Here is a 22034-nt window from a genome sequence, read left to right as displayed (position 1 = left end):
GACCCGGGAGAGGCGGCCCGACCCGAGATAGGCGGCCCGACCCGAGATAGGCGGCCTGGGCGGAATCGAGCGCCCGGAGGCGAGGGGCCAGGGGAAGCCGCGACGAGTGACCCGCCCCGTGCGCCGGATCTGGGTTCCGGACCCTACGATGGCCCGCGTGGATGTGATCAGGGTAAAGGGTGGCAACCCGCTCACCGGTGACGTCTCGGTCGGCGGCGCGAAGAACTCGGCACTCAAGCTGATGGCTGTCGCGCTGCTGGGTGAGGGGCGCAGCGTGGTCTCCAACGTGCCCCGGATCACCGACATCGCGATCATGGCCGAGGTGCTGCGCCGGCTCGGCTGCACCGTGGCGCTGGACGGCACCGAGGCGGTCATCGACGTGCCCTTCGAGCCGGGCGCCGAGGCCGACTACGACCTGGTCCGGCGGCTGCGCGCGTCGATCTGCGTGCTCGGGCCGCTGCTGGCGCGCCGGGGCTACGTGCGGGTCGCGCTCCCCGGCGGCGACATGATCGGCTCCCGTGGCCTGGACATGCACGTCTCCGGCCTGGCCCGGATGGGCGCGGAGATCTCCAACGAGCACGGCTTCGTGATCGCCTCGGCTCCGGCCGGCCTGCGCGGGACCAAGATCTGGCTGGACTTCCCGAGCGTCGGCGCCACCGAGAACCTGCTGATGGCCGCGGTCCTGGCCAAGGGCGTCACGGAGATCGACAACGCGGCCCGGGAGCCGGAGATCGTGGACATCTGCCAGATGCTCACCGCGATGGGCGCCCGGATCCACGGGGCCGGCACCTCGACGCTCGTCATCGAGGGGGTGGACGGGCCGCTCAAGCCGGTCCGGCACACCACCATCGGCGACCGGATCGTCGGCGGGACGTGGGCCTACGGCGCGGCGATGACCCGGGGCGACGTCACCGTGCACGGGGTGCGCCCGGAGTTCCTGGACATCGCGCTGGACAAGCTGGTGGCGGCCGGGGCGACCGTCGACCCGGGGGACAACTGGTTCCGGGTCCGGATGGCCGAGCGGCCGCGGCACGTCGACATCGTCACGCTGCCGTTCCCGGGGTTCGCCACCGACCTGCTGCCGATGGCGCTCGGGCTGGCCGCCGTCGCCGAGGGCTCCTCGCTGATCACCGAGAACATCTTCGACGGCCGGTTCATGTTCGTGAACGAGATGGTCCGGCTGGGCGCCGACATCCGCACCGACGGGCACCACGCGGTGGTGAACGGACGGGAGCGGCTCTCCGGCGCCCCGGTCCGGGCCACCGACATCCGGGCCGGGGCCGGCCTGGTCATCGCCGGGCTGTGCGCCGACGGGGTGACCGAGGTGGGCGAGGTGCACCACATCGACCGGGGCTATCCGAACTTCGTCGACGACCTGGCCCGGCTGGGCGTCGAGGTGGAGCGGACGGACGTCCCGGAGCCGACCTTCGACTTCTAGGGTTCGTCCTAGGCGGAGCCGACCAGGCGGCGTGCCTCCTCCACCTCTTCGGCGAAGACCAGGACGCAGACCCGGCCGTCCCGCCGGGTCGCCTTGGTGGCCCGGATGCCCGCGTCCGAGAGCAACCGCCGGATCTCGTCGGCGATCTCGGGCTCGTCGGTGACCGCGGCGGGCCACAGGAGGCCGTAGTCCTCCTGCTCGCCGAAGATCGCCAGGCCGTCCGCCAGACCGTCCGGGGGACCTGGCTGCAGGCCCATGCGCCAGAACACGGCGCCGAGAAAGCCGACCAGACCGACGGCGATCAACGGTCCGATGAGGTACCAGCCGTCGCTCGTGGCCATGCGCACAGTCTGGCACCGTGCCAGGCGGTTTTCTCCGGCTTTGCCCCGATCGAGGCCGGGCCTAAGTTTCCGTTAAGTAACCCCGTTAGAATGACCCCGCCTCTAACGAAGGAGTGGAGCATGGCGGGTCGTCTCGCGGTCATCGGGTCCGGACTGATGGGTTCGGGCATCGCGCAGGTCTCGGCGCAGGCCGGTTGGCAGGTCACCATGCGGGACGTCGACGACGCCTCGCTCAAGCGCGGGCTCGCCGCGATCCGCGACTCGCTCACCCGCTTCGCGGCCAAGGGCAAGATCGCCGAGGAGGAGGTCGAGGCCACCCTGCAGCGGATCAGCCCGACCACCGACCTCGACGCGGTCGCCGAGGCCGACGTGGTGGTCGAGGCGATCTACGAGAAGGTGGAGGCCAAGCACGAGGTCTTCAAGGCTCTCGACAAGATCTGCAAGGCCGGCGCGGTGCTGGGCACCAACACCTCGGCCATCCCGATCACCCAGATCGCGGCGATCACCTCGCGGCCGGAGTCGGTGGTCGGCATCCACTTCTTCTCTCCGGTCCCGATGATGAAGCTGGTCGAGCTGGTCCGCGGCTACCAGACGTCGGACGAGACGCTGGCCACCGCCCGCGACTTCGCCGAGGGCGTCGGCAAGACCTGCGTCGAGGTCAAGCGGGACGTCGCCGGCTTCGTCTCGAACCGGCTGTTCTCCGCCCTGCTGGTCGAGGCGATCAAGCTGGTCGAGTCCGGCGTGATCTCCGCGGCCGACCTCGACACGGTGATGAAGCTCGGCTTCGGCCACGCCATGGGCCCGCTCGCCACCGTCGACCTGACCGGCCTCGACGTGATGCTGAACGCGGCCGGCAACATCTACCGCGACACCCAGGACGAGAAGTTCTTCCCGCCGGAGCTGCTGCAGCGCATGGTCACGGCGGGCGACCTGGGCCGCAAGACCGGCAAGGGCTTCTACAGCTACTGATCTGTTGGGTCATTCGGGAGAGGAGCCCCGGGCCGCTTCGGCCTGGGGCTCTCTTCTGGGCTTCGGGTAGGCGTCGCTTTTCGAACCCGATTTTGTACGGTCTCGGGCTGCCCCAACCGCAATCGATCGTCCCGTGGCCGCAGCGCGATGTAGTCCCGGTGCCGGATCGCTTCGCCGTTCCGGGCGGGAGCTGTTGCTCGCGGCCGCGAGGCCGGCGCCGGTCCGGACCGCGGCGCGCCGCTGGGCCGCGCGTGGGCGCCCGGCCGCAACGGGCTGCGCTCGTCGTTGCGGCTGCCGCGGGGTCAGTGGGAGGCGGCGAAGGTCAGGGACAGGGCCGTGGCGGCGATCATGCCGCCGAGCAGGGTGAGGCCGATGCCGCCGACGTCCAGCCGGGCGCGCAGCCGGCGGTGCGCCAGCACCGCCGCGGCCGGCACGCCCGCCGACGGGGCGATGAGGAACGCCAGCCAGCCGAGCCCCCGGATGATCGCGCCGCCCCAGACCGCCTCGTGCCCGAACGTGACCAGCCCGGCGGCGATCAGCCCGGCCAGGGCCGCGGCGGCCGCGCCGATCAGCGGGAGCAGCGGCAGCGACCAGCGGGGCAGCGCGCGGCGGCCGTTCGGCCGGATCCGGTCGTCGATGCGGTCGGCGGCCCGGGCGAGCAGCGCCCGGGGCGACTGCCGGCCGGGCCCGGCGCCGCCCGGTTCGGCGAGGCCGTCCAGCGAGGACGGGCGGCGTTGCAGGGCGACCCGGGGGAGGGCCTCGACCGGCGCCGGGTCGGGCACCTCGCCGAGCGCCCGGACCCGCAGGCCGCGCGCCCGGCGCAGCTGGGCCCAGAGCCGCGCCGCCTCCCGGTCCACGTCCAGCACCTGCGCGGCGGCCGCGCCGGCCCAGCGATCGGCGGCCAGGGCGTCGTTCTCGGCCCGGGCCAGTTCGCCGGCGGCGCGCGCGGCGTTGTCCTGATACGCCTGCTCCGCCTGGTCCAGCTCGGCGTCGCGGCGCCGGGTCACCTCGGCCAGGGCACTCACCATCAACTGGTAGTCGCGGCTGGGCGGCTGCCGGTCACGTGTGGTCACTGTTCACCTCGTACGGGATGATCACTTCGGGTGTGCGGTGCACCGAGCGGTCGAAGAACAGCGCGCGCCGCGGTCGCGGGTACCAGACCGGGCCACCGGGCTGCGGGTGCAGCGGGGCCAGGTCGGCGCCGTGCACGTCGAGCGCGACCCAGGCGCCGATCGCGTCGAACCGGGCGCCGATGCCGCCCAGGTCGTCGCGGAGCCGGGCCACCGAGCGCCACCAGCCGAGCACGTGGGTGCGCTGTTCCGGGCCCTCGGTCAGCAGCTTCCTGAGGGCCGGGTCACGGGCCGCGTCCAGCGCGTAGCCGACGACATAGTGCGGGATGTCCAGGTGACTCAGGTCGAAGCGGGCGTCGGTCGCGTCGTACCAGTCCGCCGACGGCAGCTCGGCGACGAGCCGCGCGGCGGCCGGCGTGGCGCCCGGGTCCAGGCAGATCACGCTGAAGTGCGCCGGCCCCTGCGCGGCCAGGCTGAGCGCGGCCGCCGCCAGCACGTCGCACGCCTCGTCGGCGCGGGTGCCGAGGACCGCGAGGTTGCGTCCCGGCATCCGGCCGAGCCGGAGCCGGGCCGGTTGGGCGGCCACGTCGATCCGCTCGCCGAGCACCGCGCCGGGCGACGAGCCGACCGGCGCGTCGGCGGACGGCACCCGCCCGGCGGGGCGCAACGCGGCCGGCAGCCGGGGCACCGCGTCGCCGTCGAACAGCCGCGGTTCGGCACAGCCGGCCGGCCGGGCCCGCCACAGCCGGCGTTGCAGGGTGCGCCACACCGTCCGGTCGCCGGCGTCCGGCAGGCGCACGATCCGGTTCGCCCCGGACATCCCGGACTCGGTGTTCACCACCGCGTGGAAGCGCGGGATGACCGCCGCCGCCAGGTTGTCGTCGGCCAGGATCCGGCGCGCCTTGGGCAGCGCGATCCGCAGGGTGAACTGGGCGATCAGGCCGGGCCGGCCCCACAGTGCCTGGATACCCGCCACGTCCTGGCTGGCCAGGATCAGGTGGATGCCCTGGGAGCGGCCCCGCCGGGCGAGGTCCTCGAGCAGGGCGACCGCCTCGTCGGCGACCGCGTCCCGGCCGGCCAGCAGCACCTGGAACTCGTCGATCACCGCGACGATCCGCGGCCAGTGCCCGGCCGGGTCCTCGGCGCGCAGCTCGGCCAGCTTGCCGGCGTCGTGGCGTTTCGCCGCCTGAGCCCGGGTGCGCAGCTCCTCGCCCAGGTGCCGGAGCATGGCCAGGCCGAACTCGCGGTCGCCGTTGACGTTGATGCCGGCCAGCCGCACCTGGGGCAGCCAGCTCGGGTCCCGCGGGCCGGGGGCGTACCTGGCGAACGACACGCCCTCCTTGAAGTCCAGCAGGTAGAGCGCGAGCTCCTCGGGGCCGTACCGGGTGGCCAGTGAGCCCAGCCAGGCGTAGATCAGGTTGGTCTTGCCGGAGCCGGACGGGCCGCCGATCAGCGCGTGCGGCGGGTCGTCCCCGAGCGGCACCTCGACCAGGCTCCCGTCGGTGCTGTCGCCGATCGGCGCGACCAGCCCGTAGACCGAGGACTCGGTCCAGTGCCGGGCCGGCTCCAGGTCGGCCAGGTTGGCCGGGCCCGGACCGGCCCGCAGCCGCTCGGCGCTGCTCCGGCAGAACGCCGCGATCCGTTCCGGCGGCGGTGGCGGGTCCAGCCGGATCTCCAGCTTGCCCAGCGAGTCGCAGGTGGCCAGCTGGTCGCGGAGCACGGTGATCCGCTCCACCGTCGGGTCGTCGTCGAGGTCCAGCCCGCGCACCACCAGGTGCACCCCGCAGGCCACCCCGGTACGCACGATCCGCCCCAGCTGCGCCCGCTGCCCGGTGGTCATCTCGACCGAGGTGGCCCGGTCGGCGAGCAGCACCACCAGCCGCCACGGCTCCGGGCGCGGGCCGGGGCGGGCGGCGGCCAGGTCGGCCAGCGACGGGTACTGCCCGCCGAGCGACTCGTTCACCCGGCAGATGTGCTCGGCCAGTTCGTCGAGGAGCGAGCCGAGGCCGCCCGGCCCGACGAAGGTCGGGTTCAGCGGCGCGAACGGGGCGAGCGTGCCGCCGAGGTTCTCCGGGTCGTAGACGGTCAGCTGTACGTCGCCCGGCCGGGTGCTGCCCAGCGCTCGCAGCAGCACCCCGGTGATCAGGTCGTCCACCTGCGGAGACGGCCCGGAGACGTGCAGGTGCACGGCGTCCAGCAGCGGGATCAGGCCGGGCAGCGCGGCGGTGTCGTCGAAGGTGATGGCGCCGATCCGCAGCAGCCCGGGCCGGGCGCCGGGGTCCGGCTCGCTGGGCGACCACAGCCGCCAGGGCGCGCCGGCCGCGCCGGTGGCGCTGGAGGTGGCCAGGCCGCGCAGGTGTCCGGCGAGCTGGGTGGCCTCGCCGCGGAACCGCCGCTGGATGTCGTCGCGGGCGGCCTCCCGGGCGGCGGCCAGCTGGCTCAGACAGGTGGCGTACGCGTCCCGGACCAGCCGCCGGCGGGTCTGCGCCTCGCCCCGGGCCGACTCGGCGGCGGCCAGCACGGCCCGAGCGGAGCCGCGGGCCTCGGCCAGTTCCTGCCGAACCGCGGCGACCAGCGCGTTGCGGTGACTACCCACGCGACCCCCCGGACTCCATGTGGGGGGATTTTAGCGATTTTCCATCATTAAGACGGATTAGCCATTGCGTGTCGTGATCTGTCGTCAGAAAGGGCTTCCCACAGCTGCGCCGCCACGATCATGGCGGCCTCCCGGTGCCACTGCCGCATGGTGTCCCGCGGCACGTTGCGCCGGAACCAGTCGAGCGCCATCCGCGCCTCCCGGCTCAGCCCGTCCATCCGCTGCCGCCGCGAGTACGGGTTCAGCCCGAGCACCCCGACGAACTGCAGCGTGTTGTAGTACCGCCACTCCTCGGTGGTGCCGAACGGCCCGGTCGGGCGCAGCGCCGACACCGCCTCGCGCAGCACCGCGCGCAGCTCCCGGGCCCGCGCCCGGGGTTGGTCGTCGCCCCGCCCGGCGATCCGCCGGGCCACCACCGGCAGGTCGGTCAGCGGGCTGCGGGACAGCCGGTTCAGGTCGTTGAAGTCGGCGAGCGCCCGGCGGGTCAGCCGGAGGAACTCCGGCTCGCCGATCTCGGTCAGCTTGCGCTGCTCGCGGCGGCGCAGCAGCGCGTCCGCGTTGACGAACAGCGCCGCCCGGTCGTGGCGCAGCCGGTTGTCGCCGGCCAGCGCCACCCGGTCGAGCAGCCGGCTCAGCCGGCCGGTCAGCCCGGCCGCCGCCGAGGCCACCGCGAGCACCACGAACTGCAGCACGACAACGGTGCCCCGGGTGTCCGCGGCGTACATGGTCAATACCACCGGGAGACCGATAAGGATCAACACGCCGACGGCCGCCGCGAGGGCCCGGCGCAGGTCCGGCCGGAGCCGTTCGCCGCCGGCCATCGCGTGCGCCACGGCGATCAGGTAACCGAAGACGAGCAGATCCACCCCGGCCGCGGCGAGCACCGGGCCGGGACCGCCGGTGTCCACCGGGACCAGCAGCACGGCCAGGCTCGCCGCGTACAGCCCGGCCATCATGGTCAGCGCCGGCGTCAGGCTGCGCGGCACCACCTCGGCGCGCACCCGCCAGAGCAGGACCAGGGTGCCGGCCAGCGGGGTCAGGCCGACCAGCTTGCCGGCCCCCGGCAGCGCGATCACCAGCACCTGGAACGTCACGCCGAGGACCAGCGCGCCCACGTCGACCGGGCGCCGCTCGGCCGGCGCCAGCGGAAGCAGGGCCACCACGCTGCCGGCCCAGGCCAGGGCCGGCAGGCAGACCAGGATCCCGGCGGTCCGCCCGCCGGGGGCGACGGTCCAGGCGACCAGGCCGGCCGCGTACGCGACGAGCGCCGCGGCCGCCCAGCGCAGCGCCGGCCGCCCCGGATCCCGGCCGATCAGATAGCCGGCGAGCCACCAGCAGAGGGCGAAAAGGGGTACGGCGAGCGCGGGCACCCGCAGAGTCAACCAAACAGGCGACGCGTTTCGACAGTCGCCAGCTTCGCTTCCTTGCGCAGCCGGCGCCGGCGGAAGACCCAGATGGTGGCCCACACCATGACCCCGAGTCCGATAAGGACCAGGAACGGCAGCACGATCGCCAGCACCGACATCACGACGCTGCTCAGGTCCTCGGCGGTGCTGGCCACCGGCGCGCCGAACCCGGCGGTGGTGACGTTGACCACCGGGCGGGCGGCCGCCTTGACCCCGTGCACGCAGAGCGCGATGAGCACGCCGGCGGCGACCGGGACCCACTGGTGCGAGGTGAAGAACGAGCCGGGATCGGCGACGGTCACCGTCTGCGAGGCGGAACCGGCGCCGAAGGCGAGGCCACCCGCTGTCGGCCGGACGACCGTCTGCACCACGTCGTTCAGGTGGTCGACCACCGGCACCTTGTCGGCGACGACCTCGATGGACAGCAGGATCGCCAGGATGAGCAGGGTCCATCCGTTGGCCAGCCACGACCAGCCGGACGGCAGGTCGATCGCGTCGGTGTACCGGGCCAGCAGGCCCATGGTCAGCAGGGGGATGTACGCGTTCAGGCCGGCGGACGCCGCCAGGCCGGTGCCGGTCAATGCTTCGAACACGAAGTCAGCATGGCACCGGCGTGCACGTCCCGCTCGCCGAGCGGTCCGCTGTGCCGTCCCCGGGGGAAAACCCGGGGACGGCACAGCCGCGCCGTCCCCGCGGGGGGGAAACCGCGGGGAAGAACGTCAGGTAGTGTTCCCCGGTGCGTCTGGTCATCGCGAAATGCTCCGTCGACTACGTCGGACGGCTCTCCGCTCATCTCCCGCTCGCCACCCGGCTGCTCATGGTCAAGGCCGACGGCTCGGTGTCGATCCACGCCGACGACCGTGCCTACAAGCCGCTGAACTGGATGAGTCCGCCCTGCAAGCTGCAGGAGTCGGAGGGCGTCTGGAAAGTGGTGAACAAGGCCGGCGAGGAGCTGCGGATCACCCTGGAGGAGGTCTTCCAGGACTACTCCTACGAGCTGGGCGTCGACCCCGGCCTGCGCAAGGACGGCGTCGAGGCGCACCTGCAGGAGCTGCTGGCCGAGCACCCGGAGACCTTCGGCGCCGGGCACACCCTGGTGCGGCGCGAGTTCATGACCGCCATCGGCCCGGTCGACCTGCTCCTCAAGGACGCCGAGGGCGGCTCGGTGGCCGTCGAGGTGAAGCGCCGCGGCGAGATCGACGGCGTCGAGCAGCTCACCCGGTACCTCGAACTGATGAACCGGGATCCGCTGCTCGCCCCGGTCAAGGGCGTCTTCGCGGCTCAGGAGATCAAGCCGCAGGCCCGGGTGCTGGCCACCGACCGCGGGATCCGCTGCGTGGTCGTCGACTACGACAAGCTGCGCGGCATGGAGCGCGACGAGCTCACGCTCTTCTAGGGCTTCAACTCGACGCGGTCCGGGTCGGTGGTGGCGACCAGGTAGGCGCGGGTGCCGATCAGGGCCAGCGCGTACTGGAAGACGACCAGCGTGAGGCTCAGCGGCGCGCCCTGGATCAGCCCGACCACTGTCGGGACGGCGAGGATCAGGGCGTCCGGGCCGGCGAACGCGTACACCAGTGGGCCGGTGGACACCGTGCCCATCGGGGTGTCCAGCGGCAGCAGATCGTTGCGGACGAACCCGGACCGGGCCCGGCGCACCGCGGCCACCCCGCCGGCGACACCGAGCGGCAGGCTGAGCACCCACCACTGCCCGGGCGGCAGCTTCCCGGCGAACTGCAGCAGGAGCAGGGCGGTCAGGGACCAGAGGAACGCCAGCCCGCCCGGGATCCAGAGCCGCTGCAGCAGCGCCTGCCGGGAGCCGATCCCGAGCAGCCGGGACAGCACCGGATTGCCGGAGTCGGTGTTCACCGTGCCGGTCGTGGTGCGCCCGGCGGCCATCGCGCCGAGCGGCAGCGCGACGGCGGTGACCCAGGCCGGCGCCCCGGCGAGCAGCAGCGGGACCGGGGTCGCGGCCAGCAGCCAGAGCAGCCGGGGCAGCCGACGGCGGGCCATCAGGAAGTCCTGCCCGGTCAGCACCGGGAGGCGGGCCGGCGGTCGGGCGGTGGTCAGCCGCCGGTGCGACCAGTAGCGCCGTTCCACCATGTCGGTGAGGAAGGACGGTTCCACACCGAACGCGCTGTCGAAGAGGGTTCCGGTGAGCTTCGCGGCGTCCAGGACGCGATCGGCCGGGGTCAGAGCCAACTCGCGTACGATCAGCGCCGTCCCCGCCGTGACCACCACCGCGAGCGTCGCCGCGACCGTGAGCAGCGCCGGCCTCGACGGCCACGCGCCCGGCGGGGCCGCGTGGGCGACGCCGATCGTGTCGGCCACCAGCAGCCCCAGGCCCGCCACGAGCGCGAGTTTCGCCAGCAGGTCGACGGCCGTCGCCCAGCCCCGCACCCGTTGCGCCACCACCGTGACCAGCAGCAACCCGATCCCGAGCAGCGCACCGCCGAGGATGAGGGCCGGCGCGCGGTCGTGCGGCGCGGCGTGCCCGGCGATCCCGGTGGCCAGCAGCGCGGCGGCGACCGCCACCCCGGCCGCCGCCAGGCGCAGCGACGGCAGCAGCAGGCGGCGCCGGCTGACCGGCGCGGTGAGCAGGAAGTACGCGGCCGGCCGGCCGAGCGTCACCGGGCCGATCGCGCGCAGCGCCAGCAGCAGGAAGCCGGCGCCCAGTAGCGCCAGCGCGAGGGCCGGCAGCGCGCCGAGGTCGGCCACCGGCGGCCAGAAGATCTTGGCGAGCTGCTTGTGCAGCATCGCGCCGAGCACCGCGCCGAGCAGCACGGCGAAGTAGAGGTTGCCCAGTGTGGCGCCGCGTTCCCGATGCGACACCTGCCGCCGGTGGATCCAGCGGCGGACCGGGCGCAGCGGTATCACGGTGGTCATGACGGGTCCGGCGCGGTGGCGACGAGTGCCGTCATCGTGGTCAGCTCCGCGCCGGAGGCCACCGCGAACTTGTCGTCGTGACTGGCCATCAGCAGCGATCCGCCGCCGCGCAGGTAGTCGGCGAGCATCTCGGCCACCGCGATCCGGCCCTCCGGGTCGAGGCGCTGCTCCGGCTCGTCCAGGATCAGCAGCGCGCTCGGCCGCAGCAGCGCCATCGCCAGGGTGAGCCGCTGCTTCTGTCCGGAGGAGAGCGACGGCGGGATGGCGTCCGCGTGCCCGGCCAGGCCGAAGCGCTCCAGCGCCTCGCCGACCCCGGCCTCGTCCGGGTCCTGCCCGTGCGCGCGGCAGATCAGCTCGGCGTGCTCCCTGGTGGTCAGCCCCGGGTACCAGGTCGGTGGCTCCACCGTGGTGACCACGGCGGCCCAGAACTCGGGGCCGCCGCCGGGCGTGCCGCCGAACACCCGGATCCGGCCGGAGTCGGCGCGTTGCAGGCCGCTGACGCAGCGCAGCAGGGTGGACTTGCCGATGCCGTTCTCGCCGGTCACGCAGACGCCGGCGCCGGCCGGGACGGTCAGCTCGACACCGGCCAGCACCGGTGTCGAGCCGTAGCTCACCGTGAGATCGCTTACCTCAACCGCGGGGTGGTCGGCCACCCGCACAGCCTACGGTTTACGGCCGTAGAGCAGGCGCAGGGCCTTGACGATCTGCTGGACCTGGGCCGGGGTGCGCTCGAAGGTCATGGCCGGGAGCAGCGACCTCGCCCGGCGTACGGTGATCGCCTTGGCCCTGGCGAACTCGCGCAGGCCGTCCTCGCCGTGGATCCGGCCGAAGCCGGACTCGCCGACCCCGCCGAACGGCAGGTTGCCCATCCCGACGAAGGTCAGCGTGCCGTTCACCGCGACCATGCCGGACCGCAGCCGGCGGGCGATCCGGATCGCGTTCTTCTTCCCGAAGACCGAGCCGCCCAGCCCGTACGGCGTGTCGTTGGCCTTGCGCACCGCCTCGTCCGCGTCGCGCACCCGGGTGATGGTCAGCGTCGGCCCGAACGTCTCCTCGCGGATCTCCGACGAGTCGGCCGGCACGTCCACCAGCACGGTCGGCGCCACGTAGGGCGCCCGCACGGCATCGGCACCGCCGAGCACCGCCCGGCCGCCCTTGGCCAGCGCGTCCTCGATGTGGTCGCGGATGATGTCCAGCTGCTTGGGCATGGTGATCGGGCCGATCTCCTCGCCGGTGCGCAGCTTCCCGGCCTTCTCCACCACCGCCTCGACGAACTTGTCGTAGACCGGATCGACCGCGTAGACCCGCTCGATGCCGATGCAGGTCTGCCCGGCGTTGGTCATCGAGCCCCAGACCGCCGCCTCGGCGGCCGCCGTGACGTCCGCGTCGGCGTCCACGATCAGCGCGTCCTTGCCGCCCGCCTCGATCACCACCGGTACGAGGTTCTCCGCGCAGGCGGCCATCACCTTCTTGCCGGTGGCGGTGGAGCCGGTGAAGCTCACCTTGCCGACGCCGGAGCGGCACAGCGCGCCGCCGACGTCGCCCAGCCCGTGCACCGCCTGCAGCACCGGGTGCTCCGGGACGATCTCGGCGAACGAGTCCACCAGCCACTGGCCGACGACGGGCGTGTACTCGCTGGGCTTGAAGACGACCGCGTTGCCGGCCGCCAGGGCGCCGGAGATCGGGCCGATCGGGGTGACGATCGGGTAGTTCCACGGGCCGATCACGCCGACCACGCCGTACGGCTGGTACTCGAGGTGACCGACGTGCTCGGCGAGCAGCAGCCGGGTGCGCATCCGGCGCGGGCCGAGCACCTTCTTGGCGTGGCGGGCCGCCCAGTCCAGGTGCTCGACGGCGGCGGTGATCTCGATGATGCCGTCGTTGAGGGGCTTCCCGCTCTCCCGCTGGGTCAGCTCGGCCAGCTCCTGGATCCGCTCGACCAGCAGGGTGCGCCAGCGCAGCAGCCGGGTCTTGCGCCCCTCCCAGCCGAGGCCCTGCCACCAGGCGGCGGCCACCTGGGCACGCTCGACGGCGGCGAGCACCGCTTTCTCGTCGGCGGTGGGCACCCGGCCCGCTTCCGCGCCGGTGGCCGGGTTCGTGGAGATCAGCTGGCCGTCCTCGATCACGGGCAGGCCGGGAACGTGAGTCGCCGTCATGTCCGGAGTCTAGGCGCAATGTTACCGATGAGTCACTACGTACTCTTAACCTTGTGAGCCCCCGCCGCAATCGCCCCCGCCGTCCCCCGGTTGACGACGAGCCGCCCCGGGACCGTCCGGGCATCACCGAGCAGCGCGTCCAGCAGTGGCAGGACGGCGAGTGGCTGGTGCGCAACATCTTCGGCGCGGCGGCCCTCAAGACGTACCGGTGCCCCGGTTGCCTGCAGGACATCCGCCCCGGTGTCGCGCACGTGGTGGCGTGGCCGGCCGGCGACTTCGGCGACGGCGCCGACCGCCGCCACTGGCACACCGGTTGCTGGCGTGCCCGGGAGCGCCGCGGCCCCGGCGTGGAGCGCTCGCGTAACGCCCCGCGCTATGGGTGAACCCGCCCACCACCCCGTGACGGAATGAGGGCATCCTCTTCTCATGCCGAGCAACCAGATCCGGGCCAACTCGATCCTCCCCGCGAAACGGGAGGACATCGAGCTGCACACCGCCGACGGGATCACCCTGGTCGGTGAGCTGGCCGTGCCGCTGGACCGCGCGCCGGTGGCCACCCTCGTCTGCCTGCACCCGCTGCCCACCCACGGCGGGATGATGGACAGCCACGTCTACCGCAAGGCGGCCTGGCGGCTCCCCGCGCTGGCCGGGCTGGCCGTGCTGCGCTTCAACACCCGCGGCACCGGCAGCGTCCGGGGCACCAGCGGCGGCGCCTTCTCGGCCGGCGTCGACGAGCGCTACGACGTGGCCGCCGCCATCGAGTACGCGGAGTTCGCCGACCTGCCCGACATCTGGCTGCTCGGCTGGTCGTTCGGCACCGACCTCACCCTGATGTACGGCCTCGACCCCGTGGTGACCGGCGCCGTCCTGCTCTCCCCGCCGCTGCGCTTCTCCCGCCCGGAGCACCTGGCCGCCTGGGCCGCCGACGGCAAGCCGGTGACCGCCCTGATCCCGGAGTTCGACGACTACCTGCGCCCGGCCGAGGCCGCCGAGCGGTTCGCCGCGATCCCGCAGGCCGAGGTGGTCCCGATGGCCGGCGCCAAGCACCTCTGGGTCGGCGACGCGGAGAAGGTGCTCGACGAGGTCGTCCGCCGGGTCGCGCCGGGGGTGCCGACCCCGCTGCCGCGCACCTGGGACGGCCCGATGGAGACCGGCGACATGAACGCCTACGCCGATCGCACGGTCGCCGCGTTCGCCGACGTCGACGTCCCCAAGCCCCTCCAGAACTGACCCCGCGCGAGGCGACCCGGCACTCGCCGGTCCCGCCCGCGCGTCCGTGCCCCCCGAACCCTGGCAACGCCCCTGCCCAGCCCGCTGTCCCGCGGCTGGCCGTCATGGTGCTGTCCGAACCAGGGACACCACCGTCACGCCCAGCCCTGTCTGCTGGGCTGGTGCTGGTGGTGGTGTCGTGGGCGCGGAGACCACCGTCACGGCCAGCCGCGTGTGCTGGGCTGGTGCTGGTGGTGGTGTCGTGGGCGGGGAGGCCACCGTGACGGCCAGCCGGGTGTGCTGGGCTGGTGCTGGTGGTGGTGTCGTGGGCGGGGAGGCCACCGTGACGGCCAGCCGGGTGTGCTGGGCTGGTGCTGGTGGTGGTGTCGTGGGCGGGGAGGCCACCGTGACGGCCAGCCGGGTGTGCTGGGCTGGTGCTGGTGGTGGTGTCGCGGGCTCGGAGACCACCGTCACGGCCAGCCGCGCTGCTGGGCTGGGCGTGACGGTGGTCTCCGCCGCTCGGGCATCAGGCCGGGCTGGCGGGGTGAGGGGTGGACCCGTCACCAGACTCGGGGCGTGCCGCGGGCGTACCGAAAATGAATCAACGCTGGTCCATGCTGGGGACCAGGACCTCTCGCATGATCAGCTGGACGGCGGCGACCATCGGGATGGCGACCAGCGCGCCGACCACGCCGAACAGGGCCACGCCGAGCAGGGCGGCGACCACCGCGGCCACATCGCTGACCTTGACCGAGCGGCGCATCACGTTCGGGTAGATCAGGTAGTTCTCGATCTGCTGGTAGACGATGAAGAACACGATGCAGACGATGCCGTCGGGCACCGAGGAGGCCAGGCCGACCAGGCTGACGATGACCGCGCCGATGGTCGCGCCGATCTGCGGGATCAGGTCGCAGACCGCGACCACCACCGCGAGGGCGAACGGGTACGGCAGGTCCAGCAGCATGGCCAGCACGAAGGTGCTCAGCCCGGCCAGGATGGCGATCGCGATGGCGCCCACCATGTACGCGCCCACCTTGGTCAGGATCTCGTCGGTGAGCAGCCGCACCCGGGCCCGGCGCGACGACGGGACCAGCGAGTAACCCGCCTCCTTGAGCCTGTCGAAGGAGGCCATGAAGTAGATCGTCAGCACCAGCACGGTGAGGACGTTGAAGATCGTCCCGAAGATCAGCTTGGCGCCGCCGACCACGCCGCCCACCGCGCCGCCGATGGTGCCCGCGTTCACCGCGCTCTGCACCTTGTTCACGATGTCGTAGCGCTGCACCAGGTCGTTGACCGTCTCGCTGCGGCGCAGGTTCTCGATCGTCTCGGGGGCGTTGTTGATCAGCTCGGTGGTCTGGGTGACCAGCGGCGGGATCAGCGCGATGATCCCGCCGGCCAGCAGACCGACAACGGTCAGCGAGACGATCGTCACGGCCAGGCCGTGCGGCAGGCCCCAGCGGCGCAGCCGGACCACCGCCGGGTGCAGCCCGATCGCCAGGAACAGCGCGATGAAGATCAGCACCAGGATCGAGGCCGCGTTGCGGATGCCCAGGAAGAGCGCGTACGCCACGATCACGCCCAGCCCGAACAGGAAGCCGAACAGGAACGGGCTGCGCCGGTTCAGCGGGCGGCCGGGCGCGCCGAAGCGGCTGCCCTCCTCGGCAGTGTCGTCCTCGGTGGCCGGGGCGTCCACCGGCTCCTCGACGGGTTCCGATGACATGCGGGACCTCCACAGCGGACGGGAAGTCCGGAGGTTATCAACCGGCCGCCAGCCGGCCGCTGGCCTTTTATTCCGCGTCGGCCGGCACTCGGCTCGCCTGCGGGACGGTCACCTTCGCCGAGGCGCTCACCTTGGCGGGCGGCTCGGTCTTGACCGGGGCCTCGGCCTTGACCGGCGGCTCGGCCTTGAGGGGCGCCTCCGCCGTGGCGGTCACCTTGGTGGCCGGCCCTGGGATGCCGTCCGGCTCCGGCTCGTCGGGCGAGGCGGCGGCCGCCAGCACCGCGGCGGCGGCCAGCTCGGCCACCCGTTTCGCCTCCTGCTGCACCTGGCGGCGGACGTCGGCGGCATGCCGCTCGGCGGCCTCGCCGGCTCGTTGCGCCTCGCTGACCCGCTGCAGCTCGGCCTCCAGCTGCTGGCTGACCTCGGCCAGCCGCTGCTTGACCCGCTCGGTCTCCTGCTCGCCGGCCAGCGCCTGCTCCTGCGCGGTGGCCAGGCGGCGCTCCGCCTCGACGACCTTGGCCTGGGCGGCCTCCAGCTCCCGGCCGGCCTGCGCGATCTTCTCCTGCTGGCTGGCCATCTCCTTGCGAGTGGCGGTGGCCTGCTCGTCGGAGCGGCGGAGCACCTCCTCCGCGTACTTGTCGGCCTCGCTGCGCAGGTCGGCGCACTGTTTCTCGACACCGGCGCGCATCTGCCCGAGTTCCTCGATCACCGCGTGCCGGCGCAGCGCCAGCTCATGCTCGACGGCCGCCTTGAGATCGGCGTGCTCACGGTCGGCGTCGGCGCGGCGGGTGGCGATCTCCTGGTTGGTCTTCTCCCACAGCGCCTTCACCTCCTGCTCGGCCTGCATCCGGGTGGACTGCACGTAGCCGTCCACCTCGGCGCGCGCCCGCTGGCTCTCCTGAGCCGCGGTGTCGGCCAGGTGCTGCGCCTCGGCCCGGGCCCGGGCCAGCATGGCCTCGCTCTCCTCGCGGATCTGCTCGGCGGTCTGCCGGGCGGCGGCGACGGCTTTCTCCCCGGCCGCCCGCTTGGCGGCGTCGACCTTCTCCTCCTCGGCCCGGCGAGCGGCCAGGGCCACCTCGAAGTCCCGGACGGCGTCGTGCGCGTGCGCCTCGGCCTCGGCCCGGATGCGTTCCGCCTCGGCGAGCCGGCCGGCGATGTCGTCGGTGGCCGACGCCTTGATCGCCTCGGCCTGCTCCTCGGCGAGCGCCAGGATCTGCTCGACCCGCGGGCCCAGGTGCCGGAACGAGACCTCGCCCACCACGCCGGAGTTGCGGCGGGTCTGGGTGATCTCCTGCTGGAGCCGCTCGATCTGCGCCGCCATCGCCTGGATCTGCGAATACGCCTGCTCGCGCTCGGCGGCCAGGGCGGCGATCTCGTTCTCGGCGCGGGCTACGTACCGCTCGACCTGCTTCCGCTCATACCCCCGGAGGGCGGTCTCGAAGCTGGGCTCGGTGGCCGAGTCTCCGCCAAGGCCGAAGATTTCACCGCCGTGCGACATGCTCTCCATCCTCACATACGCACAGTCCTGCGGCGTGTCGATACACACCGGGCTGGGTGGGACTGCGCGGGTAGTAGCGAATTGTCCGACCGGGCTCCCGTGTGGAACCCAGGCTACGCGCCAAAACGAGTCAGGCCGTGCCGGAGAAACTCCGGTACGGCCTGATTCACAAAGCCAACCGGCCCGATTCCACCGTTGCGTACTCCTCAGGAGTACGCAACCGGAGCGATCGGGCGGTGCTGTTACGAGTTGGTCTTGGCGGCGACGGGCTCCTCGCCGGCCTCGGCGTCGGCCGGCTCGGCCGGGCTCTCCGCCGGTTTCTCGGCGGCTTTCGCCGCCTGGGCCACGGCCGCCGGGGCGGCCCCGCCGACGCCGGGCACCAGGCCGGACAGGCCGGACAGCATCTGCCCGAGCTGGTTGGTGACCGCGTCCTTCTGCCGGGTGAGGTCCTCGACCTCGCGGCGGGCCGCCTGGGTGGTCAGCTCGGCCTCGGTACGCGCCTCACTGAGCAGGCGGTTCGACTCGGCACGGGCCTCCGAGACGGTCTTCTCGGCGAGCGCGCGGGCCTTCTCGACGGTCTCGGCGGAGGTGCGCTCGGACTCGACCCGGCGGCTCTCGGCGCGCTGCTCGATCTCCTTGGCCCGGTCCTCGGCGGCGCGCGCCCGCTCCTCGGCCTCGGCCACCATCTTCTGGGTGGCGGCGACCTGGGCGGCGTGCCGCTGCGACTCCTCGGCCTCGGCCTTCTCCCGGCGCTCGGCGATCTCCAGGGCCAGCGCCTGGAGGTCCTTGTCCCGCTTGTCCCGGGCGTCGCTGAGCATCTTGGTGGCCTCGGCGCGCTTCTCCTCGGCCTCCCGGCCGGCTTTCGCCCGGGCCTGGGTGATCTCCCGCTCGGCGGTGGCGCGCAGCGAGGACACCTCGCGCTCGACGGTCGACTTGAGCTCGGCCACCTCGTGCGCGGTGACCGTCCGCAGCTGCTTGGTCTCCCGGTCGGCGTCCGAGCGCAGCGTGTCGGCCTCGCGCCGGGCCTGCACCCGGGTCTCCGCCGCCTCCCGCTCGGCGTGCGTGCGCACCTGCCCGGCCTCGCGCTCGGCGGTCGCCTTCATCGCGGCGGCCTCGGCACGCGCCTTGTCGGTGATCTCCCGTGCCTCGAGCCGGGCCGCGGAGAGGATGCCCTCACTCTCCCGCTTGGCCTCGCTCCGGTGATCGTTCGCCTGTTCCTCGGCGAGCCGCAGGATCTGCTCCACCCGGGTGCCCAGCCCGGAGAGCGTCGGCCGATTGTTCTCCTCCAGCAGCTTGTTGCTGTCGGCGAGTTTCTGCTCCAGCACGTTCAGCCGCTGCTCCGACTGGCGCAGCCGGCGCTGGGCGTCGTTCATCCGCTGCTCGGCCTCGCCGCGGGCCTGGACGGCCTGGTTGAGAGCGGCGAGCAGGCGGCCGATGTGCCCGTCGACCTGCTGACGATCGTAACCACGAAGCACGACCGTGAAGTCGTGCTGGGAATTCGCGGTGTCGAAGAAGTCCATGGACTGATCCTGCTGCTGGGGCATTGCGCCATCCTGGCGAGAAGGGGGCGGGGATGCAAGGGCCGTGTGGCTGTGGAACCCCAATGTAGATCAGCTTTGACCTGGAGCGGAGGGGGGTGCCGACCCGTTCGGGCGACGGCGGTCACTCACCGGCGGGCGCGGTTTCCGCCCGTCGCTACCTGCTGAGTCGGGGCTTCGGTCGATCGGCACTCGGCCGACGGGGTCGTCGGCGCTGCTCAATACCGCCGATCCTGCCAGCCGGCCGGCCTCCGAGTCAGGCTGATTCACCCGACCGGTGTACCGGCTCGGCCGGCTCCACCAACTCGACGAGCACCCCGCCGGCGTCCTTCGGGTGGACGAAGTTGATCCGTGATCCGGCGGTGCCGCGTTTCGGGCTGTCGTAGAGCAGCCGCATGCCGCGGGCCCGCAGGGCGTCCGCCGCGGCCTCGACGTCGGCCACGGTGTAGGCCAGCTGCTGCAGGCCGGGGCCGCCGCGGTCGAGGAACTTCGCGATCGCCGAGTCGGGCCGGGCCGGGGCGAGCAGCTGGATCCGCGGGCCGCTGCCGTCGCCGACGGCGAGCATCGCCTCCCGGACACCCTGTTCGTCATTGGTCTCTTGGTGCACACATCGCAAACCGAGGTTTTCCTGGTAGAAGCGGATCGCTTCGTCCAAATCCGGTACGGCGATGCCGACGTGGTCGATCCGGAGCAATTCGACGCCGGAGAATGTGACATTTTCTGGATGGGTGGCACTCGATGTGTGGTCCGTCATGACGTTAGTCTCTGACCTGACCCATCGTTAAGGCTGCCCGGGTACCCGCTCCGTACCCAGCCGTCGCAGATCGGACATACCGTGACCAGCTCCGTGATCGTCAGTGGCGCTCGTACCCCGATGGGGCGCCTGCTGGGCAACCTCAAGCACCTGCCCGCCACCGCGCTCGGCGGGCACGCCATCGCCGCCGCCCTGGCCCGCGGCGGTGTCTCTCCCGACCAGGTGCAGTACGTCATTATGGGCCAGGTGCTGCAGGCCGGCTGCGGGCAGATCCCGGCCCGCCAGGCGGCCGTCGCGGCCGGCATCCCGATGACCACCCCGGCGCTCACCATCAACAAGGTGTGCCTCTCCGGCCTGGACGCCATCGCCCTGGCCGACCAGCTGATCCGGGCCGGCGAGTGCGAGATCGTGGTGGCCGGCGGCATGGAGTCGATGACCAACGCGCCGCACCTGATCAACCAGCGGCAGGGCACCAAGTTCGGCGACGTGACGGTGCGCGACCACATGTCCCTCGACGGCCTGACCGACCCGTGGGCCGGCATCTCGATGGGCGAGTCCACCGAGACCAGTGGCGCCGGGCTGAACATCACCCGGGCCGAGCAGGACGAGTGGGCCGCGCTGAGCCACCAGCGGGCCGCCGCCGCGCAGACCGAGGGCCGGTTCGCCGAGGAGATCGTGCCGCTGCCGTCCGGTGACAAGAAGGCCGAGGGCCCGATCGACACCGACGAGGGCGTGCGCCCCGGCACCACCGGCGCGTCGCTGGCCAAGCTGCGCCCGGCGTTCACCCCGGAGGGCACGATCACCGCGGCCACCGCGTCGCCGATCTCCGACGGCGCCGCCGCGGTCGTGGTGATGAGCAAGGCCAAGGCCGAGGAGCTCGGCCTCAGCTGGCTCGCCGAGATCACCGCGCACGGCAACGTGGCCGGCCCGGACAGCTCGCTGCAGTCCCAGCCCGCCAACGCGATCAAGCACGCGCTGGAGAAGGCCCGGATGAGCGTCGAGGACCTCGACCTGATCGAGATCAACGAGGCGTTCGCGCAGGTGGTCATCCAGTCGATGCGCGAGCTGAAGGTCGACGGGAGCAAGGTCAACGTCAACGGCGGGGCGATCGCTCTCGGTCACCCGATCGGGATGTCAGGTGCCCGGCTGGTGCTCACCCTGGCGCTGGAGCTGAAGCGGCGCGGTGGCGGCACCGGTGCGGCGGGTCTGTGCGGCGGAGGCGGTCAGGGCGACGCTCTGATCATTGAAGTACCGTCGTGAACGACCGCACCGAGCGCCAACCACCCGGCCCTGAGCTGCGCCCGCGCAGGCGAGGGCCGGGTGGGCACGACAACGGAGATCCCGCATGAGCCGTTTCCGCGATGTGCCCTCTCTGGTCAGTAAAGCCCGGGAGGGCGATCCGCGGTCGGTGGCCCGGCTGATCAGCCTGGTGGAGAACGGCGACCCGGCGCTGCCCGAGGTCGCCGCCGCGATGGCGCCCTACGCCGGCCGCGCCCAGGTGGTCGGTCTCACCGGCGCGCCGGGCGTCGGCAAGTCCACCACCACCAACGAGCTGGTCCGCGCCCTGCGCCTGGCCGGCCACCGGGTCGGGGTGCTGGCCGTGGACCCGTCCAGCCCGTTCACCGGTGGTGCGATCCTCGGCGACCGGGTGCGCATGCAGGAGCACACCGCGGACCCCGGCGTGTACATCCGCTCGATGTCCAGTCGCGGACAGCTCGGCGGGCTGTCCGCGGCCACCCCGCAGGCCGTCCGGGTCCTCGAGGGCGCCGGCTGCGACGTGGTGCTGGTCGAGACGGTCGGCGTCGGCCAGGCCGAGGTGGAGATCGCCTCGCTCGCCGACACCACGCTGGTGCTGCTCGCCCCCGGCATGGGCGACGCGATCCAGGCGGTCAAGGCCGGCGTCCTGGAGATCGCCGACGTCTTCGTGATCAACAAGGCGGACCGGCCGGGCGCGGACAACACCTACCGCGACATCCAGGGCATGCTGGCGCTCGGCGAGCGCGGCGCCGGCGAGTGGCGTCCCCAGGTGGTCCGCGCGGTCGCGGTCAAGGGCGAGGGCGTCGACGAGGTGGTCGCCGCGATCGAGAAGCACCGCCACTGGATGGAGGCGAACGGCGAGTTGCGAGCCCGCCGGGAGCGCCGCGCCGAGGCCGAGATCTCCGCACTGGCGCTCGGCACGCTCCGCGCCCGGATGGGCGATCTGCGCGGTGGCACGGCGCTGGCCGACCTGGCGGCCCGGGTGGCGGACGGCGCGATCGACCCCTATGCGGCGGCTGACGCGCTGCTCGCTGGGCTGGAGGTGGGCGTCTCCCGCTGACGCCGTCCCGGGCCGGTCGATGGCTGGTCGCGGCCGGCGGGAGGTGCTGCTCACCGTCGCGGCCGTCGGTTACGGCCGCCTGATGGCCCGGCCAGAGCCGATCCGCAACCGGTCACGGTCCGCGGGTCACTCGCCGGCC

At 73.0% G+C, this 22034-nt stretch carries 19 protein-coding genes; 7 read left to right on the top strand and 12 right to left on the bottom strand.

Annotated features, from left to right (window positions below):
- Positions 1 to 148: 148 nt before the first annotated feature.
- On the top strand, positions 149 to 1438 hold the full coding sequence (gene murA, locus Actob_RS38605) for a UDP-N-acetylglucosamine 1-carboxyvinyltransferase (RefSeq protein WP_284916917.1): 1290 nt from the start codon (positions 149 to 151) through the stop codon (positions 1436 to 1438).
- Positions 1439 to 1446: 8 nt separating this feature from the next.
- On the opposite strand, the gene Actob_RS38600 is transcribed toward murA, so the two are convergent.
- On the bottom strand, positions 1447 to 1779 hold the full coding sequence (locus tag Actob_RS38600; RefSeq protein ID WP_284916916.1) for a hypothetical protein: 333 nt from the start codon (positions 1777 to 1779) through the stop codon (positions 1447 to 1449).
- A 120-nt stretch (positions 1780 to 1899) separates the two neighbouring features.
- Between Actob_RS38600 and Actob_RS38595 the strand changes: the two genes are divergently transcribed.
- Positions 1900 to 2748, top strand: coding sequence for a 3-hydroxyacyl-CoA dehydrogenase family protein (locus Actob_RS38595; protein ID WP_284916915.1), 849 nt, complete (start codon positions 1900 to 1902; stop codon positions 2746 to 2748).
- Positions 2749 to 3050: 302 nt separating this feature from the next.
- Here Actob_RS38595 and Actob_RS38590 read toward each other — a convergent pair whose 3' ends face one another.
- The 4 genes from Actob_RS38590 to Actob_RS38575 are packed head-to-tail and all read right to left on the bottom strand — an operon-like array spanning position 3051 to position 8413.
- Entirely contained in the window at positions 3051 to 3821 is a 771-nt protein-coding gene (locus Actob_RS38590) for a hypothetical protein (protein WP_284916914.1), read from the bottom strand.
- Positions 3808 to 6414 (bottom strand): FtsK/SpoIIIE domain-containing protein, encoded by a 2607-nt coding sequence (locus tag Actob_RS38585; protein WP_284916913.1) that lies wholly within the window; start codon positions 6412 to 6414, stop codon positions 3808 to 3810. Before Actob_RS38585 ends, Actob_RS38590 begins: the two co-directional genes overlap by 14 nt.
- 47 nt (positions 6415 to 6461) lie before the next feature.
- Positions 6462 to 7796: a hypothetical protein gene (locus Actob_RS38580; protein ID WP_284916912.1), complete on the bottom strand. Its 1335-nt coding sequence runs from the start codon at positions 7794 to 7796 to the stop codon at positions 6462 to 6464.
- A complete protein-coding gene (locus Actob_RS38575) occupies positions 7793 to 8413 on the bottom strand; it encodes a DUF4126 domain-containing protein (RefSeq protein WP_284916911.1) in 621 nt (206 codons plus the stop codon). The genes Actob_RS38580 and Actob_RS38575 overlap by 4 nt, the downstream gene beginning before the upstream one ends.
- Positions 8414 to 8556: 143 nt before the next feature.
- On the opposite strand from Actob_RS38575, the gene nucS reads away from it, so the two are divergent.
- A complete protein-coding gene (gene nucS, locus Actob_RS38570; protein ID WP_284916910.1) occupies positions 8557 to 9216 on the top strand; it encodes an endonuclease NucS in 660 nt (219 codons plus the stop codon).
- Here nucS and Actob_RS38565 read toward each other — a convergent pair.
- Genes Actob_RS38565 through Actob_RS38555 form a run of 3 tightly spaced genes read right to left on the bottom strand, consistent with a single transcriptional unit; the run spans position 9213 to position 12859 of the window.
- The gene (locus Actob_RS38565) at positions 9213 to 10703 is read right to left on the bottom strand and encodes a DUF6297 family protein (RefSeq protein ID WP_284916909.1); all 1491 of its coding nucleotides are present in this window, start codon (positions 10701 to 10703) and stop codon (positions 9213 to 9215) included. The genes nucS and Actob_RS38565 overlap by 4 nt on opposite strands.
- The gene (locus tag Actob_RS38560) at positions 10700 to 11356 is read right to left on the bottom strand and encodes an ABC transporter ATP-binding protein (protein WP_284916908.1); all 657 of its coding nucleotides are present in this window, start codon (positions 11354 to 11356) and stop codon (positions 10700 to 10702) included. The genes Actob_RS38565 and Actob_RS38560 overlap by 4 nt, the downstream gene beginning before the upstream one ends.
- 9 nt (positions 11357 to 11365) lie before the next feature.
- Positions 11366 to 12859 carry an aldehyde dehydrogenase family protein gene (locus Actob_RS38555; RefSeq protein WP_284916907.1) on the bottom strand — a complete coding sequence of 498 codons (1494 nt, stop codon included), beginning with the start codon at positions 12857 to 12859 and terminating at the stop codon, positions 11366 to 11368.
- A 53-nt stretch (positions 12860 to 12912) separates the two neighbouring features.
- Between Actob_RS38555 and Actob_RS38550 the strand changes: the two genes are divergently transcribed.
- On the top strand, positions 12913 to 13242 hold the full coding sequence (locus Actob_RS38550; RefSeq protein WP_284916906.1) for a hypothetical protein: 330 nt from the start codon (positions 12913 to 12915) through the stop codon (positions 13240 to 13242).
- Between the two features lie 43 nt (positions 13243 to 13285).
- Positions 13286 to 14089, top strand: a complete 804-nt coding sequence (locus Actob_RS38545) for an alpha/beta hydrolase (RefSeq protein ID WP_284916905.1) — start codon at positions 13286 to 13288, stop codon at positions 14087 to 14089.
- A 580-nt stretch (positions 14090 to 14669) separates the two neighbouring features.
- Here the strand turns inward: Actob_RS38545 and Actob_RS38540 are convergent.
- From Actob_RS38540 to mce, 4 genes are all read right to left on the bottom strand, one after another.
- Positions 14670 to 15788, bottom strand: coding sequence for an AI-2E family transporter (locus Actob_RS38540; protein WP_284916904.1), 1119 nt, complete (start codon positions 15786 to 15788; stop codon positions 14670 to 14672).
- A gap of 67 nt (positions 15789 to 15855) precedes the next feature.
- Positions 15856 to 17286 carry a Laminin subunit beta-1 gene (locus Actob_RS38535; RefSeq protein WP_284916903.1) on the bottom strand — a complete coding sequence of 477 codons (1431 nt, stop codon included), beginning with the start codon at positions 17284 to 17286 and terminating at the stop codon, positions 15856 to 15858.
- Positions 17287 to 17528: 242 nt separating this feature from the next.
- Positions 17529 to 18830: a coiled-coil domain-containing protein gene (locus Actob_RS38530; RefSeq protein WP_284916902.1), complete on the bottom strand. Its 1302-nt coding sequence runs from the start codon at positions 18828 to 18830 to the stop codon at positions 17529 to 17531.
- Between the two features lie 250 nt (positions 18831 to 19080).
- A complete protein-coding gene (mce, locus tag Actob_RS38525) occupies positions 19081 to 19578 on the bottom strand; it encodes a methylmalonyl-CoA epimerase (RefSeq protein WP_284916901.1) in 498 nt (165 codons plus the stop codon).
- A 120-nt stretch (positions 19579 to 19698) separates the two neighbouring features.
- On the opposite strand from mce, the gene Actob_RS38520 reads away from it, so the two are divergent.
- Positions 19699 to 20838 (top strand): acetyl-CoA C-acetyltransferase, encoded by a 1140-nt coding sequence (locus Actob_RS38520; protein WP_284922477.1) that lies wholly within the window; start codon positions 19699 to 19701, stop codon positions 20836 to 20838.
- Between the two features lie 85 nt (positions 20839 to 20923).
- Positions 20924 to 21895 (top strand): methylmalonyl Co-A mutase-associated GTPase MeaB, encoded by a 972-nt coding sequence (meaB, locus tag Actob_RS38515; RefSeq protein WP_284916900.1) that lies wholly within the window; start codon positions 20924 to 20926, stop codon positions 21893 to 21895.
- The last annotated feature ends 139 nt before the right edge of the window (positions 21896 to 22034 follow it).

Origin of the sequence: Actinoplanes oblitus (assembly GCF_030252345.1) — a bacterium.
GTDB lineage: Bacteria > Actinomycetota > Actinomycetes > Mycobacteriales > Micromonosporaceae > Actinoplanes > Actinoplanes oblitus.
Note: the sequence above shows the minus strand (reverse complement) of the source record. Positions and strands in the feature narration are given on the sequence as shown.

Coding starts and splice junctions, on each gene's coding strand:
- murA (WP_284916917.1), top strand. CDS start 149: ATGGCCCGCGTGGATGTGATCAGGGTAAAGGGTGGCAACCCGCTCACC.
- Actob_RS38600 (WP_284916916.1), bottom strand. CDS start 1,779: ATGGCCACGAGCGACGGCTGGTACCTCATCGGACCGTTGATCGCCGTC.
- Actob_RS38595 (WP_284916915.1), top strand. CDS start 1,900: ATGGCGGGTCGTCTCGCGGTCATCGGGTCCGGACTGATGGGTTCGGGC.
- Actob_RS38565 (WP_284916909.1), bottom strand. CDS start 10,703: ATGACCACCGTGATACCGCTGCGCCCGGTCCGCCGCTGGATCCACCGG.
- Actob_RS38555 (WP_284916907.1), bottom strand. CDS start 12,859: ATGACGGCGACTCACGTTCCCGGCCTGCCCGTGATCGAGGACGGCCAG.
- Actob_RS38545 (WP_284916905.1), top strand. CDS start 13,286: ATGCCGAGCAACCAGATCCGGGCCAACTCGATCCTCCCCGCGAAACGG.
- Actob_RS38540 (WP_284916904.1), bottom strand. CDS start 15,788: ATGTCATCGGAACCCGTCGAGGAGCCGGTGGACGCCCCGGCCACCGAG.
- Actob_RS38535 (WP_284916903.1), bottom strand. CDS start 17,286: ATGTCGCACGGCGGTGAAATCTTCGGCCTTGGCGGAGACTCGGCCACC.
- Actob_RS38530 (WP_284916902.1), bottom strand. CDS start 18,830: ATGCCCCAGCAGCAGGATCAGTCCATGGACTTCTTCGACACCGCGAAT.
- mce (WP_284916901.1), bottom strand. CDS start 19,578: ATGACGGACCACACATCGAGTGCCACCCATCCAGAAAATGTCACATTC.
- Actob_RS38520 (WP_284922477.1), top strand. CDS start 19,699: ATGGGGCGCCTGCTGGGCAACCTCAAGCACCTGCCCGCCACCGCGCTC.
- meaB (WP_284916900.1), top strand. CDS start 20,924: ATGAGCCGTTTCCGCGATGTGCCCTCTCTGGTCAGTAAAGCCCGGGAG.